We start from the raw sequence: 18,432 nt of genomic DNA, 5'->3' as shown, positions 1-18,432 counted from the left end.
TCAATATCTTGGCCTGTTCCGTCTTTTGTAATAGGTACTTTAATTCTCTTTGTTCCTTTACTGATAGGGAAATTTTGTAACTCATGGTTTTTCAACAAAGTTACAAAATCGGAATTATTTAGACAATATAGTATATATCAAAAATATCCTTTGCAAATGATAATGGGTCTGGTCTAGGGCTTTGTCCCAATGCAAGTCGGTTCTTAATTATTTGTCTGGCAGTCTCTGGCACAAATGAATAGCCTTTTGTTGAAAGCTTTTCAAGTAAAGTCGTTTTGCCTGCACCTGGTCCACCTGTAATTATGTAAAAATTATTTTTTGTTGTCATTTAATGATAAAATCTTCAATCATAGGGATTTTCACAATTGCACACAACACGTAAATTACCGAATAGTACGAAATAATAAAAAAAATTCAGCATTGTAAATCAACGCTTTTCAATTCGCTTTTTTTTATTGTCAGTGTCGGCAATCCACCGCTTCACCTGCTTCATATAAACTGTCTAACGGGCTTATTATATTTATCAGCTTTTCCCGGCTTACATGCAAATACCGCTCTGTGGTCCTTATATCAAAATGACCTAACAATTCTTTTATATACTTTACATCAATGCCTTCTCCAGCAAATGTGTGGCAACGCTGTGGAGCAGGCTGTATATGCCCACATCCTTATTTTATTCCCGCTTTAGTTTTTGCATTGGTAAAAATTTGCTGCATGGTGCGAGAGGATAGGCTGCACCTGTTTGTTCGCTTTCAAATAAATATATTTTTGACCCGCAGGATTCCTTGTTTAATGATACATACCAGCATCTGCAGGTGGCGCTCCATTTGGCGCGGGCAATTTTCGGGCAATGTTATGTAAGCGGTTATCTTTATCAAAGTAAATGGCAATATGCTCCTGCCTTTTATGAATAATGGGTTTTTTAACTGAATGCTGTATGCAATGTGTGCGGGCATTACCATAAAGATATTTAACCTGGCTTGCATACCGACAGGCTTACTAATTATTTACGGCCACCTTTATTCACCACCGTTAAAAAAGATTCCTTCATCAACCCCCAAGGCACGGGATAGAAGCGGTTACCCCGCCGAAAGTTGGCGTGCCGTTTTGTGACGGCGTAAAAGCGTATAGCCCGGACTGCTGCTGATACCTGCACGGCTGCTGACTGCCCCAAAACCTTCTTCTTTCAATAAAAATCAACTTCCCTATTTTTGTTTCTTTAAACGATGATTATATGCAGGATGGTATTCGCAATAACTGGTCAATAGAAGAGATTTACGAAATATACAATACACCTGTTCTTGAACTGATATTAAGAGCGGCAAATGTTCACAAAAAATACAATGATACGGCAGAAGTGCAGGTTTGCACTTTACTGAGCATTAAAACCGGCGGCTGCACCGAAGACTGCGCTTACTGCCCGCAGGCGGCGCGTTATAATACCGGCATACATGTGCATGCATTGATGCAGAAAGATGAAGTGCTGGCGTATGCCCAAAAAGCAAAAGACGCGGGCAGCACCCGTTTCTGCATGGGCGCCGCCTGGCGCGAAGTGCGGGATAACCGAGACTTTGACCGTGTTTTGGAAATGGTGAAAGGCGTGAATGAAATGGGCATGGAAGTCTGCTGTACGCTGGGCATGCTTACGGAAACACAGGCGCAGAAACTGGCGGATGCCGGTTTGTATGCTTACAATCATAACCTTGATACGTCTTCTGAATATTACGAGCATATTATTACAACGCGCACTTATGGAGATCGCCTGGATACTTTAGATAATGTGCGTAAAGCCGGTGTGAGTGTTTGCTGCGGCGGAATAATTGGTTTGGGTGAAAAACAGGAAGACCGCATAAAAATGCTGCATACTTTATGTACCATGCCGGAACACCCGGAAAGCGTGCCGGTTAATGCTTTAGTGCCTGTTGCAGGAACGCCATTGGAGTATTGTCACAAAGTAGATGTTTGGGATATGGTGCGCATGATTGCCACCGCCCGCATTCTTATGCCGAAGGCAATGGTACGCTTAAGCGCAGGCCGTACAAGTATGAGCCTGAGCGAGCAGGCATTATGCTTTATGGCCGGCGCCAATTCTATTTTTGCCGGTGATAAATTATTGACCACGCCTAATCCAAGCTTTGAAGAAGATGATGCGATGTTTAATTTGCTTGGCCTGAAACCGAGGGTGGCGTTTAAGGAAGAAAAAGAATTTGCAGCAGCAGCTTTGGCATAATATAGTGCGGCTTGCCAGCGGTGAACAGGGAGTAATATCGCCGGTAATAACACCGCTTAATGCAGAGTACGGAAGATTGCTGGCGGCACATAACAGCAACAGCAAAGTGTAAGTAACAACGGCATAAATTACTTTTCCCTGGTAAGAAAAATGGGGCGTGCTGAATGCAAGCAATGCAACGATGCCAAGCGGGATGGCCGTTAATAAAATCCACGGCCTAAACTTGCCCCAGCGTGAATTTGTTCTGTCGGCAAGTGCGCCGATAACCGGGTTAAAACCAAATGCGGCAATAAGCCCCGCTGTAAGAATTAACAGGGAAGCATGTTCTGTTTTTAATCCATAAATATCTGTATAGAAATAAACAAGGTAAGTAACCAGTGTTTGAAACACAAAGTTGGCAGCCAGGTCGCCTAAACTGTAACCAAGCTTTTCAAATAACGGATAATTTTTGTGAACCGGCAATCGTATTGGAGTTCATGTATAGGTTTAATGTGTTTGAGCTTTATTTGATGACGCCGTGGCAATAACGCTGTAGAATGCAGGCTTGGGGTTAAAGTTCCTGTCGAACAGCAAGGGATAATTTGTTCTTCCGCTGACGGGCCAGTTGTTCAGCCATGACTGCCCGTCGTTAACGCCCCAGAATGTAACACGGCTGATGTTCTTTTTATATTTCAAAAACAGTTTAAACAGATCGGTGTATGATTTTGATTGTATTTGTGCAACGGAATCAGGCAAACTGTTTGCATAAGGATTCATACCGGGATCAGCTTTTGCCGTTGCGCTTACGTCGGCTGTATTATTATCCCATGGATTTCTTAAAACGCTCAGGTCAAGCTCCGTAAACATTACTTCAATGCCCAATGCAGCAAATGCTTTTATGCTTTCTTCAATGCCGGCAAGCGGAGCGTTATCTGCGCGCCAGTGCCCTTGTATGCCTACGCCATCAATGCGCACGCCGGCGGCCTGTATCTTTTTAATGATTGCAATAGCGCCTGCTCTTTTCTCCGGCTCTTCAATATTGTAATCGTTATAATATAATTTAGAATGCGGCGATGCTTGTTGCGCAAGGCGGAATGCATCTACGATATAATCCGGCCCAAGCTTTTCAAGAAACACAGAATTGCGCAGCGTGCCATCTTCATTCAATGCTTCATTCACTACGTCCCATGAATATACTTTGCCATCATAGCGGCCGGCTACCGTGTTAATATGATGCTCAACATATTGCTTTACGGAATCAGCATTTTGTACATGATGCATAAAGGCCGGCAACTGGCTATGCCATATTAATGTGTGCGCATTTACTTTAATGTTATTCTTTGCTGCAAAGGCCACTAATTTATCAGCCATATCAAAATTGTATGTATTCCATTCCGGTTCAATCATTTCGGCCTTCATACTATTTTCCGGCGTAACGGCATTGAACTGCTGTTTGATGAGCCTCACGGCCGCCGTATCTTTTCCTTCAATCTGCCGTGCGCTCATGGCGGTCCCGGTAAGAAAATCGTCTTTGAATGTTTCTTTCAGAGACGGCGTTTGCGTTGCCTGCGTTGTTGTTTTTTTATTGGTTGCACAACCAAGCGCCGCAAGTGTTATAATGAATATGTATGAATATCTTTTTATCATGCATCAATTGTTTTTTGCATTAAAAATTGTTTCCGGCGGGCCGAGATAGCCGGGCTTTAATCCGCCAAAGTCAAGCACAAATTTTTGCAGGATTACTGCCGGGCTTATCATCCGGTATTTAATGGTGTGTTTTCCCTGTTTGCTGATAGAATGGCTGGTTGTTTTTATATTGATGTTATCCGCAACCCATTTGCCCCAAACGCCGGTTTTGGTTTCATCGTTATTAAGTGAAATGATTTGTGGCGCTTCATCATAATTTTCAATGCTGTATGTTTCCGCATCAAGCAGTTCCGGTTTTCTCCGCGAGGCATACTGCGCATATTTTTTTATTACACCGGCAATCTCTTTTGCATGAGCGGAATCAAATTGCGCCGCCGCCTGTTATAATTGCCGTTTTTTCATTCGTACAGGTTTGTTTTTTCAATGGCCTCATGGAACCTCGCTATGCACATTCCCCTGTGTGAGAAAAATTATCATGCTCGGTTTCATTCGTACAAGTTTGTTTTTTCAATGGTCTCATGGAACCTCACTATGCACATTCCCCTGTGTGAGAAAAAATTATCATGCTCGGTTTCATTCGTGTATAGTTACCGTTCCATGCAGATTGATCGCTTGCACCTTTATTAACCTGCTGTGCCATACTGCGGCAGATATGGTTGATAAGACGAAAACGTGATGCTGTCTGAGCAGGCAATCCGGATGGTATTATGTGAACAATTGATAAATTTGCAGCAATGTAATTAAATTATTGTAACCGATTGCATGAAATTATTTAAGGAAAATTATTTTTCCCCCTTCTTTAACGAAGACTCCCGCACAATCAGTTCAGATTTTATAATAACCGTATTTGTCAGGTTCACGTCCCATGTGCCTTTCAGGTGATTGATTAAGGTGCGTGCGGCCACCTGGCCCATTTCAAAACCAGGATAGTTTATGGTAGTTAGCTTAGGGCTGATCACTTTACCGATGCTGTCATTATTAAAACCTACCATTGCAATATCCTGCGGTATGCGGATGCCGGCGTCTTTTAATGCCTGCATTACAACGGCCGCGCAAAAATCGTTGGTTATAAAAATGCCGTCCGGCAAATTTTTCATCGAAAGGATGCGCGTGGCTGACCTGGTGGCGTCTTCTTCTTTAAATCCGTCAATAATTAAAAGCTTTTCATTAAATTTTAAATGATTATCCTGCAAGGCTTGTTTATAACCGCGCATGCGTTCAGCATATACATTTCTTTTCAGGCTTGATGTTATATGCGCAATACGTTTGCAGCCCTGTTGTATAAGATGTGCCGTTGCATCATAACCGGCCTGGTAATTATTGATGATAACTTTTGCCCCGTCGCTGTTTTCAAAAACCCGGTCAAAAAAAACGACAGGTATATTTTTGTTTTGAAACTGTTTGAAATGGGAGAGGTCTTCCGTATCAAATGAAAGAGAAGCTATAACGCCATCCACACGTTTATGAAAAAGGTTGCGGGCATTGGCTGCTTCAAGATCTGGATTTTCTGCAGAGTGCACTATTATAAGATTATACCGGGCCTCTGTTGTAATTTTTTCAATCCCCGCCAATACCGATGTGATAAAATAACTGTTTAATTCATGCAGGATAACGCCGATCGTATGTGTTTTCTGTAACCGCAGGCTGCTGGCAAATGTATTATGCCTGTAGCCAAGCTTTTCCGCCAGCGCATTTATTCTTTTGCGCGTGGCAATGCTTATGGTAGGGCTGTCATTCAGCGCCCGGCTTACAGTGGCGGGCGATACGTTAAGCTGTTTTGCAATATCGTAAATGGTAATTTCCTTTTCAGCTTTCACTGTCAGATAACAATTTGACAGTAAATATAAAATATCTTTAAAAAAATTTATGCAATCGGTTGCTTATTTTTCTTATTATTGCTGCAAATTTTGTTTCGCCATACATTTTGAATCAATCAAACAAATTCCGTAACGCATAATCGAAAACACTATTCAAACCAGGTTCATTCATTAATCAATTGTTTTTTACAGCAAATAAAACAGTATAAATTATGCAGGTACTATCAGGAAATAAAGAATATTTCAAAGGGTTGGGGCCGGTAAAATATGAAGGCCCGGAAAGCGATAACCCGTTAGCTTTTCGCTGGTATGATGAAAACAGGGTTGTTGCGGGAAAAACATTAAAAGATCATTTCCGTTTTGCCTGTGCTTACTGGCATTCGTTTGTAAATGAAGGGAGCGATCCGTTTGGCCCCGGCACGCATATTTTTCAGTGGAATAAAAAAGCGGACGCCATAGAAAGGGCGAAGGATAAAATGGATGCAGCGTTTGAATTCATTACTAAAATGAGCCTGCCATTTTATTGCTTTCATGATACGGACCTGGTAGATTATACCACAGATGTGAAAGATAACGACAGGCGCCTGCAGACAATAGTGGAATATGCCAAACAAAAACAGAAAGACAGCGGGGTGAAATTGTTATGGGGCACGGCCAATGTTTTTTCTAATCCAAGATATATGAACGGCGCATCCACCAATCCTGATTTTACTGTTCTGGCACACGCGGCGGCGCAGGTAAAAGGCGCTATTGACGCCACCATTGAATTAGGCGGCGACGGATATGTATTCTGGGGCGGACGGGAAGGCTATATGACCTTGCTGAACACAAACATGAAGCGGGAGAAAGAACACCTGGCCCGGTTCTTACACACGGCAAAAGATTATGCAAGAAAGAATGGCTTTACAGGGATTTTTCTGATTGAGCCAAAACCAATGGAGCCTACCAAACATCAATACGATTATGATTGTGAAACGGTGATTGGCTTTTTGCGCCAGTGGGATTTGCTGGATGATTTTAAAATTAATATTGAAGTAAATCATGCCACGCTTGCAGGCCATACATTCCAGCATGAATTGCAGGTGGCTGCAGATGCGGGTGCGCTGGGCTCCCTCGATGCCAACCGCGGTGATTATCAAAACGGCTGGGATACAGATCAGTTCCCCAATAATATTAACGAGCTTACAGAAGCCATGCTTGTTTTGCTGGAAGCCGGCGGCATACAGGGCGGCGGCATTAATTTCGATGCCAAGATCCGCCGCTCTTCCACCGATCCGGCTGATATTTTCTATGCCCATATCGGCGGCATGGATACGTTTGCGCGCGCCTTGATTACGGCCGATAATATTCTCAATAAATCAGACTTCAAACAATTGCGCAAAGAACGGTATGCTTCTTACGATAGCGGCAAAGGCAAAGCATTTGAAGACGGCAGGCTTACTTTAGAAGACTTGCATGCTTATGCCGTTGAAGCAGGCGAGCCGGAAACAAGAAGCGGCAAACAGGAATATCTTGAAAACATTGTGAACAGGTATATTTAATCATGTTATTACTCGGCATAGATGTTGGCACTTCCTCCATAAAGGTTTCCGTTGTTGACGGGGCCACACAGCAAACAATCGCTTCTGCACAATACCCGGAAACAGAGAGGGAGATCATTTCATTACAGCCCGGCTGGGCAGAACAACCGCCTGAAAGGTGGTGGGAAGATGTAAAAACCGCCATCAGGAAGCTTCATCAATCGGGTAAATACAACCCGCCTGATATTGGCGCCATCGGCATCTCTTACCAAATGCATGGGCTGGTATTGCTGGATAAAGAAGGTAATGTTTTGCGCAACAGCATTATCTGGTGCGATAGCCGTGCCGTGCCTTATGGCGATAAAGCCTTTGCCGCGCTTGGTGAAACGTATTGCCTGCAGCACCTCTTAAATTCTCCGGGCAATTTTACCGCTGCAAAACTTGCGTGGGTTAAGGAAAATGAACCGGGCATTTTTGACAGGATCCATAAAATAATGCTGCCCGGCGATTTCATTGCACAACGATTAACGGGCAGCATTACCGCAACCTCCTCCTCCCTGTCAGAAGGTATATTGTGGGATTTTAAAAACAATGCCCTTGCTGAAGAGGTGATGAACTGTTTTGGTTTCGATACACGCATTATCCCTGAAATAAAGCATGTATTTGCCGAACATGGCTGGCTGGCAAAACCGGTTGCTGATGCGCTTTCATTAAAAGCGGGCATTCCGGTTTCCTATAAAGCCGGCGACCAGCCAAACAATGCGCTTTCTTTACATGTTTTTCACCCTGGCGATGTTGCGGCTACGGCAGGAACATCCGGCGTTATTTATGGTGTGAGCGATGCTTTAACCTGCGATCCGCAGAGCCGTGTAAACAGTTTTGCGCATGTAAATCACAGCAGTGCGCAAACAAGGGTAGGCGTGCTGCTTTGTATAAATGGCACGGGCATTTTAAACAAATGGATCAGGCATCTGAGCGGCAATGTTGCTTATCCTGACATGAACGCAATGGCTTCCTCTGTTAAGCCGGGCAGCGATGGTTTATTGATTTTACCCTTTGGCAACGGTGCAGAGCGCATGCTGAACAACAAAATCGTTGGCGCACATATACAGCACATTGATTTGAATAAACATGCTAACGCCCATGTGGCCCGCGCGGCGCAGGAAGGCATTGCATTCGCTTTCCGGTATGGCCTGGATATTATGCGCAGCAATGGCATGCAGCCTACTGTAATCCGTGCCGGCAGGGCTAATATGTTTTTAAGCCCTGTATTTTGCGAAGCCTTTGTAAACGCGGCCAATGTGCCCGTAGAATTATATGATTGTGATGGAAGCGTTGGCGCTGCATTGGGCGCCGGGATAGGTATTGGTTATTTTAAAAATCCGCAGGAGGCCTTTGCCAACAGCAAAAAATTACAGGTAATTAATCCGGAACAAGCCGCGCGGTATGATGAACTTTATCAGCAATGGAAAGCTGCACTGCAGAAACAACTGAATAGCGAACAGCAGTGAAATTATTAGATTGTTTAACGGGGCACATCCCAGATTTTCACAAGGCCAATAAAGCAAAATTTAGAATGCGCCTGTGCAGGAGCGCATTTTGGACAGAGCTTTGTACAGATGGGAAAATAGTATTCTGCCAGCCCACCTGCGTAAAACCCAATGTTGCCTGTTCGTGCCATTGTCAGGAGGTGACTGTCAGGCGTAAATGTTCCCCTAAACCTTGCTGAATTATGCGCATAAGTGTTGAAAGCCTTATGTCACTGGCATTATTTTCAATTCTTGAAATGTACGATTTTGTCGTCCCGCATTTTACAGCAAGTTGTTCTTGTGTCATGTTTTGCTTTTCCCGCATTTCCTGAATCAATACGCCCAATTTGAATGCTTCAAATTCTTGTTCATAAGCCTCACGGATTTCAGTGCCGCGTTTGCCATATCGTTTGTCAAGATGGTCGCTGAACGAAGTCAGGTTATTTTGTTTTTCCTTTTTCATTGAAATATTCTTTTTGAATTTTCTTTGCTAATTCGATTTCGTTTTTAGGTGCCTTTTGCGATTTTTTCTGAAAACCATTAGCAACAACAATTAATTCCCCTGGTCAAAAAAAGCAAAAGCCCAACATTGTTTTAATAATTGCCGATCAAATGCGGGCAGATGCCTGTAAAAGGGATAGCAGCGCCTCGAATATGGGCTTTCGCTGTGCAATGGATTCCTTATAATAAAGCAAACTTTACAATTTGCTGATGCCTTTATATCTAACAACGGGAATAATGCAAGAGGGGCAACTGTAGGATAGTGATCCGCCGCGGCGGATCACTTCTCGTCCTGCGGGCGAAACGGAAGCTTAGTTATTGGTGGCAGTTTAATTTAATTTTTGTATCGCTGACATGATTTCAGTGTACGTCTTTACTTCTGAATTTTTATCTTAATTAACACCCTCTAATATGTCTTTAATTCTTCCGTTTCCTTCTATTATAAAGCCAAGAACTGCAGCTAAATTTTTAACCCATTGGACTGACACTGCAGACTAATTATCCTTCTTAAGCGCATAATATGAATTTACTTCCGGCGCGCTGCCCTTTAAGCTAATAATCGTTTCCATTCCCAAAATTTTTCTTTCTTTCATTTTTATGTTTTAGTTTACGGGCATGAGCGAGCAAACAGGTACTTTAAAAAAAGTGCTGCGGCCGGTGCATTTATGGGCGCTGGCGGTTGGCCTTGTAATATCGGGTGAATATTTTGGCTGGAACTATGGCTGGAGCGTGGCCGGCACCATGGGCTTTTTAATCGCCACCATTATTATCACTGTTTTGTATATAACCTTTATTTTCAGTTTTACAGAGCTTACTACCAGCATTCCCGATGCCGGCGGCCCATCTACTTACGCCTTAAAAGCTTTTGGTGCAACGGGTGGTTTAATTGCAGGTTATGCCACGCTGATTGAATTTGTTTTTGCGCCGCCGGCCATTGCTTTTGCGCTGGGCAGTTATGTGCATTTCCTGCATAGTGAAATTCCTGTTATGTACACTGCCGTTGGCTGTTATGTAATTTTTACCATCATTAATATGCTGGGCATAAAAGAGTCGGCGGTGTTTAATCTTATCGTAACAGTGCTGGCAGTGGCGGAGCTGCTGATCTTTATCGGCATTGTTTCGCCATCATTCCAAACAAAAAATTTTATGCAGGATAATATGCCTTTTGGCATTACCGGCATATTTGCGGCCATACCTTTTGCAATTTGGTTTTACTTAGGCATTGAAGGCGTTGCCATGGTGGCGGAAGAAGTGAAAGACCCCAAGCGCAATATTCCGAAAGGATATATAGCAGGCATTGTAACACTTGTGCTGCTGGCGCTGGCCGTAATGATTTTTTCAGGCGGCATTGGCAACTGGAAAAGCTTAAGCACCATTGATTATCCCTTGCCGGCATCCATTGCCATGGTGCTGGGCAAGACCAATAGCTGGACAAAAATTTTTGCAGGCATTGGCTTATTTGGTTTGATAGCTTCTTTTCACAGCCTTATTATTGGTTACTCAAGACAGATATTTGCTTTATCAAGAGACGGCTTTCTGCCTGCTGTATTAAGCCGCGTAAATACAAGATTTCAAACGCCACACTGGGCGTTGCTTGCCGGCATGCTTGCCGGCCTTATTTCTTTATTCACCGGTACAACGGATAAGGTAATTATTATATCCGCTTTGGGCGCTGTAGTGATGTATTGCATCAGTATGATAAGCCTGTTTAAATTAAGAAAACAGGCCTCGCACCGGCCTTCCTTCAAAACGCCTTTGTACCCTTGGTTTCCCGGTATTGCATTAACGCTTTCCATCATTTCATTAATTGCTATCATTTACTATAACCTTATATTAAGTATCATATTTTTTGCAGGGCTGATGATGGTATGGCTGGTGTTTAGAATGATGGGGAAAAGGTTGGAGATATAAAAATTTTTCAATGTTGTTAATTGTATCAAGGATTCAACTGCAACGCTGCTTACAATCGCACACAGCCTGTTTGCTTTCGTACATTTTTTTAACGCTGCATCTCCGGAACCTTTATGCACAAAGCATTTCAGCATTTGGCATAGCTGTTGAATATTTACAAGCAAATGTTTAAACCAACAACCAGTATGACAAAAATTTTCTGCCTTGCATTCATCTTTCTTATGTTATCATCATCTGTTGTTTCAGCCCAAAAAAATTGTAATTGCGAAAGCGATTTTTTATGGACAAAGCAAACTTTTGAACAAAATGATGCAGGCTTTCAATATGTAATAGACCAGAAAGGAAAAGCTTCTTATGAAGCGCATAATGCGGCCATCCTCGCAAAGGTTAAACAGGCTAAAACTACTACCGAATGCACGCCCATTTTGTATGAATGGCTCAGTTTTTTCAGGAAAGGCCATATAGGCATAAACCTGTTAAACAATAGCAACCAGCAGCAGGCGCCCACTATGGCAGACAGCAATGTTGTTGCCCGGCATGAAACATTGCCAATAGATGAAACAGCTTTTAAGCAAAAAATTGAAGCGCTGAATTCGCCCACGCCGGAAGGTATCTGGGTATCGGAACCATATACGGTTGGCATTGTAAAAACCGATAGCGGTTACAGCGGTTTTATAATTGATGCACCCGGCACGCAATGGAAAAAAGGCCAGGTAAAACTCAAATTATACCCGGCTGCCGATAGCAGTTATACTGCCAATTTCTGGATGCGCGACTTTTCTGAAAACCCAAACCATAATGTTGAAATAATAGGTAATAACCTCATAAATGTTGGCGATATACTGTATTTAAAAAGGCAGTCAAAAAACTTTGACGACCCGCAAAGCATTAAAGATTATGTTCAATACTTATATACCGGCACACCTTATTTTAAACAGTTATCTGAAAAAACGGCTTATATAAGGATACCAAGCTTTGACATTTCACAAAAACGGGCAATAGACAGCGTTATTGAAGCTAACAAAACTGCCATTTCCAGTACACTGAACCTTATAATTGATGTGCGCAATAACGGCGGCGGCGCCGATGCTTCTTTTGGGAAACTGATGCCTTATCTCTATACTAACCCGGTAAGAACAGTTTGGGCTGAATTATTATCAACCAAACTAAATAACGAGGCTATGCTGCAATATTCAAAGGATGGCCGTTTTAGCGAAAATGACCGTGAAGAATTTAAGAAAGCATACGATACGCTTAGCAAAAACCTGGGAAAATTTGTGCGGCTTTCGGATAAACCTGTAGCCATTGAAACCATGGATACAATTTACCCGAAGCCGGCCAACGTGGCCATCATTATTAATGAAAACAATGCAAGCACAACAGAAGAGTTTTTGCTGGCGGCAAAACAAAGTAAAAAAGTAAAACTATTTGGCACCACTACTTTTGGGTCTTTGGATATTTCCAATATGTATAACGTTAAATCGCCCTGCAATGATTTTGAATTATGGTACTGCCGCTCCAAAAGCCTGCGTATTCCCGATATGACTATTGACAGCAAAGGCATACAGCCTGATTATTACATTGATAAAACCATTCCAGGCCATCAATGGGTTGATTTTGTAAGAGGTGTTTTAGATGATAAATAAAACTTGCCCCGGCTTAAACAAAGTGCAATGCCGCTAATAATTTTGAGCCTGGCATTTTGAAAGCTTTCATCAACCAAAATTCTTTACTATTTTGAGGGCAAATGAGCTATAAGCATACCGTACATAACCATACATACCATTTTAATGATCTGAAAACATTAATGGCGAAGGCTACGCCTTACCGCAGCGGCGATGCATTGGCCGGTTTAACGGCCAACAGCTATGAAGAGCGCATTGCAGGGCAAATGTGTCTCGCTGATGTGCCGCTAAAAACTTTTTTGAATGATACTGTTATTGGATATGAAGAAGATGAAATAACGAGGCTGATAATTGATACGCATGATACCATCAATTTTAAATATATAAGCGCTTATACAATTGGCGATCTGCGGGACTGGCTGTTAACAGATGAAGCGGATACTGCAACTTTACAGCAACTGCAGTTTGCCTTTACGCCCGAGATGGTCGCTGCCGTAAGCAAGATCATGCGCAACCAGGACCTTATACTTGTTGCTCAGAAATGCGAAGTGGTAACAAAATTCAGGAATACAATAGGGCTGAAAGGCAGGTTCTCTTCCAGGCTGCAGCCTAACCATCCTACCGATGATATAAAAGGCATTGCAGCCAGCATTGTTGACGGTTTATTATACGGCTGCGGCGACGCGGTTATCGGCATTAATCCGGCAACAGACAGCCCTGCACAGGCATATACCTTATTATGTTTGATGGATGATTTGATTGAAAAGTTTTCTATCCCAACGCAATCCTGTGTATTATCGCATATTACTACAACCATTGATTTAATTCATAAAAACGCGCCTGTTGACCTGGTGTTTCAATCCATTGGGGGAACAGAAAAAACCAACAGCAGCTTTGGTATCAATCTTTCTTTACTGAAAGAGGCTTATGAAGCGGGTTCATCCTTACACCGTTCAACCATTGGCCATAATTTTATGTATTTTGAAACAGGGCAGGGCTCCTCTTTATCTGCCAGTGCACACTGCCATATTGACCAGCAAACCTGTGAGGCCCGCGCTTATGCAGTGGCCAGGCTGTTCAGGCCTTTGCTTGTAAATTCTGTTGTTGGTTTTATCGGCCCTGAATATTTATACGATGGCAAACAAATAACGCGCGCCGCCCTGGAAGACCATTTTTGCGGCAAGCTGCTTGGCCTTCCGATGGGCATTGATGTTTGCTATACCAATCATGCAGAAGCCGACCAGGATGATATGGATAACCTGCTGTTACTGCTGGGCGCAGCGGGTTGCAATTTTATAATGGGTGTGCCCGGCGCCGATGACATCATGCTGAATTACCAGTCAACATCTTTTCATGATATATTGTTTGTAAGAAAAGCTTTGAATTTAAAACCGGCGCCGGAGTTTGAGCGGTGGCTGTTAAAACAGGGCATTACAGATGATGATGGCAATATTTTGCCTTCAGGTATGGCACAGCAACAATTACTGGAAAACTTTTTATAGATATGGGTGATACAACCAATATACAACCACCGGATACATTATCATCTCTAAAAAAATTTACGCAGGCAAGAATTGCTTTGGGCAGACAGGGTGTTTCGTTGCCATCCAGAGAAATGCTGCAGTTTAAGATGGATCATGCACATGCAAGGGATGCGGTTTTTTCTTTGCCGGATATTGATCATTTGCTGAGTGCTGTCCAGGCTTTTAAGCTGCCCGTTTATATACTCAGAAGCAGGGCGGCTGATAAACATATTTATCTTAAACGGCCTGATCTTGGCCGCAGGCTGCACCAGGATTCGATGAATGAATTAAACAATGCCGGTGAAACAAGCTATGATGTTTGCATAACCATTACAGACGGTTTATCAGGCACGGCGATTAACCGCCATGCCATGCAGGTATTATCTTTATTGATACCTGCGCTTGAAGCATGCAGATTCAATATAGCGCCCTTATGCATTGTACAACATGGCCGGGTTGCCGTGGCTGATGAAACCGCTTCGCTGCTTAAAGCAAAACTTTCTGTTATACTGATTGGCGAAAGGCCGGGACTGAGCGCGCACGACAGCCTGGGCGCTTATATAACCTACCATCCAAAACCGGGCTTAACAGACGAATCGCGCAACTGTATTTCCAACATCAGGCCGGAGGGATTAAGTTATGCAGACGCCGTAAACAAAATTTTTTATTTAATAAGCGAAGCTATGCGCTTACAACTTTCCGGCGTTGGTTTAAAAGAGGCTGATATGCAAACAATGGCTTTGCATAATTCAGCACAACTACGCGGATAATTTTGCCTGCAGAATACGCAGATCGTCGCAAATGAAATTCAATCATCTTCTGCACGATCTGTGGGTGGCCTTTCATAAAATTTATTAATGAATGAATAACGCTGATTTTTACATAAAGCACCTGAATTTAAAACCACATCCCGAAGGGGGTTATTATGCAGAAACTTACAGGAGCGAAGGCATTATTCCCGCCGGTGCATTACTACATTTTTCGGAAGCGCGGCATTATTCAACTGCTATTTACTATTTGCTGGAAGCAGGGGATTGCTCTGCATTTCATCGCATTAAAAGTGATGAATGCTGGCATCATTATGCAGGTGATACTTTATTAATTCATGTTTTGCATAACAACGGCAACTATAAATGCATACAATTAGGTGGCGCTATAGATAAAGGTGAAACCTTTCAGTTTGTTGTGCCTGCCCATGCATGGTTTGCCGCCGAATGTACAGCCGGCAGCCACTTTGTATTAAGCGGCTGCACGGTTGCCCCGGGCTTTGATTTTGCTGATTTTGAAATGGCGGATAAAACGGAATTGTTATCAGCGTTTCCGGAGCATGCAGTGATTATATCAAGATTGTGCAGGTAAATTTACGTGATGCCGGTCTGACGCTTTGAAGCGTCAGACCGGTATAGGCAGATCAGATTAATACGCAGCAGTAAACCGCTGTTTAATATGCTTTGGATTTTCCAGTTCATCAACAATAGCCACTGCCAGGTCTTCAACAGAAAGAATGCTTCTGCCATTCTCATCAAACACAGGATTGTCCAGAGCCGTTCTGTAAGCCCCCCTGCGCACACCCGCTGTGCCCTGGTGCATTTCAATTGCCGGGCTGAAGAAAGTCCAGTCCAAATCGTTTTCATTCTTAATGTACGTATAATAATCACGGGCTGCGGTTGCACCGGCTTTATATTCCTCCGGGAATTGTGGTGAATCAACCAACTGCACACCATCAGCAACATACAGGCTGCCGGCGCCGCCAATAACAATATACCTTTTTACGCCGCTTTTCTTTACCCCGGCCTGTATAGATTTGGAGGCATTAATAAAATCGTCGTAAATGTTGGGGTTGGACCAGCCGGAATTGTAGGCGCTTATAACGGCATCATGCCCTTTCACCGCATTGGCTATAGCGCCTTCATCAAAAGCATCAGCCTTTGCAAGTGTTAAGTTTTTTTGAGAAGCGATTTTTTCAGGATGACGAACAATGCCCGTTACGAAATGGCCTCTTGACAAAAGTTCATTTAAAATGGCTTTGCCAACAAAACCGGATGCACCGATCAATGCTACTTTCATATTTCTTTGTTTTTATATTGATTAATACTGTAATTAAAATGATTACAGTTAATTGTAAAAAAATTTTTACCGGAACTGTTTTATGAAATCACTCAGTGTAACCTTTTCCAGCCGTTTTAATAAAGACAGTTCTGCTGCTGCATACAATGTTTTAAGATGCTTATTGATGTGTTTGCCCACCGGGCATTTAGGATTGGTATCGTTTGTTTTACCTAAAGCGGGTTGCTGCAACACCGCTTTATAAATATCGGACAGAAGGATATTTTTTGCAGGCTTGCCAAGCATATTGCCGCCACCCTTTCCTTCCTTGCTCTCCACAAGATTATGCTTTTTAAGATAGCTGATCTCCTTTCTTACAACAGCAGGATTGATATTAATGCTTGAAGCAATGTAATCAGACGATAACAATTCCTCCTGCCGGTATGCCAGCAGGCACATAATATGAATGGATGTTGAAAGCCTGATATTGTTCATAATCAAATAAAACAGCGTAAAAATAAATATCTGTTTCATACTGTAACAAAAAATATTACAGTTTAAAAAATTTTTATCATTTGCCTTTATTGGCAATACAATTATACTATGCCTGTTAATGAAAAGCTTACCAACTGTGTTCGTGAGCTGTTATCCGATATTGACAAAGTGGAGGAAAAGAAAATGTTCAGCGGTATGGCCTTTATGGTGGATGACAAATTATGCATTGCGGTTCGTGATAATAATATTATGCTGCGCATTGATCCTGCATTACATGATGAACTGGTTGAAAAACAAGGCTGTTCAGGTATGATCATGCACAGAAGGCACTGGATAGCTATGTAGTGGTGAATGAATTAGTGCCGGATAGAAAGAAGCAACCAAGCTATTGGGCACAACTGGCATTGGACTATAATCCTAAAGTAAAAGCCTCCAAAAAGAAAAAGAAGATTTCCTGCATATAAATGGCTGATTCAATTTAGCTGCTACAATCAGAAACAAATACAAAAACCGGCCAAAATAAATTAGCCAATATAATAACCTATAAAGTATGGTAATAAAAAGAGGCTGCCCTTTTAAGACGGCCCCTTATACCTGTTTTAGAAATTGTTATTTAATAACACCGCAGCCAATTCGCCCGCCTGCATTGCCGGTAGGTTGTGTTTTATAATCATCAACGCCATTGTGCACAATAATGGCATGATTTAAAACGCTGCTGGCTGTATCTGAACCAAGCGTCCACAGGTCTGTTGACATTTCAAGCGAACCCTTGCCTTGTTCATCTAATTTCACATTGCCAATATCTCCCAGGTGAAAGCTGTCGCTGCCCCATTTGCCATGCTGTGCACCGGTAGGATTCCAGTGGCCATGTGTAGCCATGCCGTTGTCACCGCAATCAGGATGCTGGTGTATATGAACTGCAACCGTTTTATTGGCCATTTTGGGTATGGTAAGGCTAAGTGTTAATTTAACTTTGCCGTTGTCTTCATCAAAGCTTGCTGTGCCATCAACAGCAGTATCGGCTTTTGTGCCTGTAATTACCGCTTCTGCATGCGTTACCGGCGCTGCAGGTGCAGCCGAAGAATCCATTGACGACATAGAAGAACTGTCGCCGGCTGTTTCAGAAGATGTGGAAGTGCCACAGGAAACTATGGCAAATGATGCTGTTACCAGCATACATTGCAGTACATGCTTGATTTGTAGTTGTTTCATGATTAAGAATTTTTAAATAAAACTAATTTATAATGCAAATATCTTACCATGAAGGTTATTACCAAAATATTACTCGTTTGCTGTAAGTAGTAAGCTGCAAGCTTCACGCTACAAGCTGCAAGCCACTCATAGCTCATTATTCATTTATTGCTGGCCGCTAATAATCCGTTTTTATAGAATTGCCGAAAGGGATTTTTAAAAGGCCTTTTACATCCTCATCATTTCTGCCTTCCAGAAACCGTAATTCAGGCTTTATTAAAATAAAAAAACCATTGTTGTCCGACTAAAATATTTTCTCTTGGGCTAAAGCCCTTTATGGGCCTGCTTTTTACTAACCCCAGGCTTAAGCCCGGGGTTATATATCTGAAACCCTTGCACAATGGGCTTTAGCCCAAGT

General features: G+C 42.6%; 19 protein-coding genes. 9 read left to right on the top strand and 10 right to left on the bottom strand.

What is annotated here, in order from left to right; translation table 11 throughout:
* Positions 1-118 precede the first annotated feature (118 nt).
* Positions 119-328, bottom strand: a complete 210-nt coding sequence (locus QM629_RS11485; RefSeq protein ID WP_415160011.1) for an AAA family ATPase — start codon at positions 326-328, stop codon at positions 119-121.
* Positions 329-1,234: 906 nt separating this feature from the next.
* Between QM629_RS11485 and bioB the strand changes: the two genes are divergently transcribed.
* Entirely contained in the window at positions 1,235-2,230 is a 996-nt protein-coding gene (bioB, locus tag QM629_RS11480) for a biotin synthase BioB (RefSeq protein WP_415160010.1), read from the top strand.
* On the opposite strand, the gene QM629_RS11475 is transcribed toward bioB, so the two are convergent.
* From QM629_RS11475 to QM629_RS11460, 4 genes are all read right to left on the bottom strand, one after another.
* Positions 2,111-2,620: an MFS transporter gene (locus QM629_RS11475; RefSeq protein ID WP_415160014.1), complete on the bottom strand. Its 510-nt coding sequence runs from the start codon at positions 2,618-2,620 to the stop codon at positions 2,111-2,113. The two genes, bioB and QM629_RS11475, sit on opposite strands and share 120 nt — an antisense overlap.
* Positions 2,621-2,716: 96 nt before the next feature.
* Positions 2,717-3,856 carry an endo-1,4-beta-xylanase gene (locus tag QM629_RS11470; RefSeq protein WP_415160009.1) on the bottom strand — a complete coding sequence of 380 codons (1,140 nt, stop codon included), beginning with the start codon at positions 3,854-3,856 and terminating at the stop codon, positions 2,717-2,719.
* A gap of 3 nt (positions 3,857-3,859) precedes the next feature.
* Complete coding sequence (locus tag QM629_RS11465; RefSeq protein ID WP_415160013.1) at positions 3,860-4,120, bottom strand: hypothetical protein; 261 nt, start codon at positions 4,118-4,120, stop codon at positions 3,860-3,862.
* A gap of 518 nt (positions 4,121-4,638) precedes the next feature.
* Entirely contained in the window at positions 4,639-5,673 is a 1,035-nt protein-coding gene (locus QM629_RS11460) for a LacI family DNA-binding transcriptional regulator (RefSeq protein ID WP_415160008.1), read from the bottom strand.
* Between the two features lie 212 nt (positions 5,674-5,885).
* Between QM629_RS11460 and xylA the strand changes: the two genes are divergently transcribed.
* On the top strand, positions 5,886-7,214 hold the full coding sequence (gene xylA, locus QM629_RS11455; protein WP_415160007.1) for a xylose isomerase: 1,329 nt from the start codon (positions 5,886-5,888) through the stop codon (positions 7,212-7,214).
* A gap of 2 nt (positions 7,215-7,216) precedes the next feature.
* Complete coding sequence (locus tag QM629_RS11450; RefSeq protein ID WP_415160006.1) at positions 7,217-8,704, top strand: xylulokinase; 1,488 nt, start codon at positions 7,217-7,219, stop codon at positions 8,702-8,704.
* A 172-nt stretch (positions 8,705-8,876) separates the two neighbouring features.
* Here the strand turns inward: QM629_RS11450 and QM629_RS11445 are convergent, their stop codons facing one another.
* Together QM629_RS11445 and QM629_RS11440 are read right to left on the bottom strand one after the other, a co-directional pair.
* Positions 8,877-9,185, bottom strand: a complete 309-nt coding sequence (locus QM629_RS11445) for a helix-turn-helix domain-containing protein (RefSeq protein WP_415160005.1) — start codon at positions 9,183-9,185, stop codon at positions 8,877-8,879.
* Positions 9,163-9,276: a type II toxin-antitoxin system RelE/ParE family toxin gene (locus tag QM629_RS11440; RefSeq protein WP_415160012.1), complete on the bottom strand. Its 114-nt coding sequence runs from the start codon at positions 9,274-9,276 to the stop codon at positions 9,163-9,165. Before QM629_RS11440 ends, QM629_RS11445 begins: the two co-directional genes overlap by 23 nt.
* A 562-nt stretch (positions 9,277-9,838) precedes the next feature.
* Here QM629_RS11440 and eat point away from each other — a divergent pair.
* From eat to QM629_RS11415, 5 genes are all read left to right on the top strand, one after another.
* A complete protein-coding gene (eat, locus tag QM629_RS11435) occupies positions 9,839-11,134 on the top strand; it encodes an ethanolamine permease (RefSeq protein ID WP_415160004.1) in 1,296 nt (431 codons plus the stop codon).
* 185 nt (positions 11,135-11,319) lie between these two features.
* Positions 11,320-12,780 (top strand): S41 family peptidase, encoded by a 1,461-nt coding sequence (locus tag QM629_RS11430; protein ID WP_415160003.1) that lies wholly within the window; start codon positions 11,320-11,322, stop codon positions 12,778-12,780.
* A 101-nt stretch (positions 12,781-12,881) separates the two neighbouring features.
* Positions 12,882-14,261 (top strand): ethanolamine ammonia-lyase subunit EutB, encoded by a 1,380-nt coding sequence (locus QM629_RS11425; protein WP_415160002.1) that lies wholly within the window; start codon positions 12,882-12,884, stop codon positions 14,259-14,261.
* 2 nt (positions 14,262-14,263) lie between these two features.
* The gene (eutC, locus tag QM629_RS11420) at positions 14,264-15,052 is read left to right on the top strand and encodes an ethanolamine ammonia-lyase subunit EutC (RefSeq protein WP_415160001.1); all 789 of its coding nucleotides are present in this window, start codon (positions 14,264-14,266) and stop codon (positions 15,050-15,052) included.
* Positions 15,053-15,143: 91 nt separating this feature from the next.
* Positions 15,144-15,641: a cupin domain-containing protein gene (locus QM629_RS11415; RefSeq protein WP_415160000.1), complete on the top strand. Its 498-nt coding sequence runs from the start codon at positions 15,144-15,146 to the stop codon at positions 15,639-15,641.
* Between the two features lie 57 nt (positions 15,642-15,698).
* Here QM629_RS11415 and QM629_RS11410 read toward each other — a convergent pair whose 3' ends face one another.
* Both QM629_RS11410 and QM629_RS11405 read right to left on the bottom strand, forming a co-directional pair.
* On the bottom strand, positions 15,699-16,349 hold the full coding sequence (locus QM629_RS11410; RefSeq protein ID WP_415159999.1) for an NAD(P)-dependent oxidoreductase: 651 nt from the start codon (positions 16,347-16,349) through the stop codon (positions 15,699-15,701).
* 66 nt (positions 16,350-16,415) lie between these two features.
* Complete coding sequence (locus QM629_RS11405) at positions 16,416-16,862, bottom strand: RrF2 family transcriptional regulator (RefSeq protein WP_415159998.1); 447 nt, start codon at positions 16,860-16,862, stop codon at positions 16,416-16,418.
* Between the two features lie 69 nt (positions 16,863-16,931).
* On the opposite strand from QM629_RS11405, the gene QM629_RS11400 reads away from it, so the two are divergent.
* Positions 16,932-17,168 carry a TfoX/Sxy family protein gene (locus QM629_RS11400; protein WP_415159997.1) on the top strand — a complete coding sequence of 79 codons (237 nt, stop codon included), beginning with the start codon at positions 16,932-16,934 and terminating at the stop codon, positions 17,166-17,168.
* Positions 17,169-17,432: 264 nt separating this feature from the next.
* On the opposite strand, the gene QM629_RS11395 is transcribed toward QM629_RS11400, so the two are convergent.
* Positions 17,433-18,035 carry a superoxide dismutase family protein gene (locus QM629_RS11395; protein WP_415159996.1) on the bottom strand — a complete coding sequence of 201 codons (603 nt, stop codon included), beginning with the start codon at positions 18,033-18,035 and terminating at the stop codon, positions 17,433-17,435.
* Positions 18,036-18,432 lie beyond the last annotated feature (397 nt).

This window comes from Parafilimonas sp. (assembly GCF_047606085.1).
GTDB lineage: Bacteria > Bacteroidota > Bacteroidia > Chitinophagales > Chitinophagaceae > Parafilimonas.
This window is presented reverse-complemented; position numbering and strand designations above follow the sequence as displayed.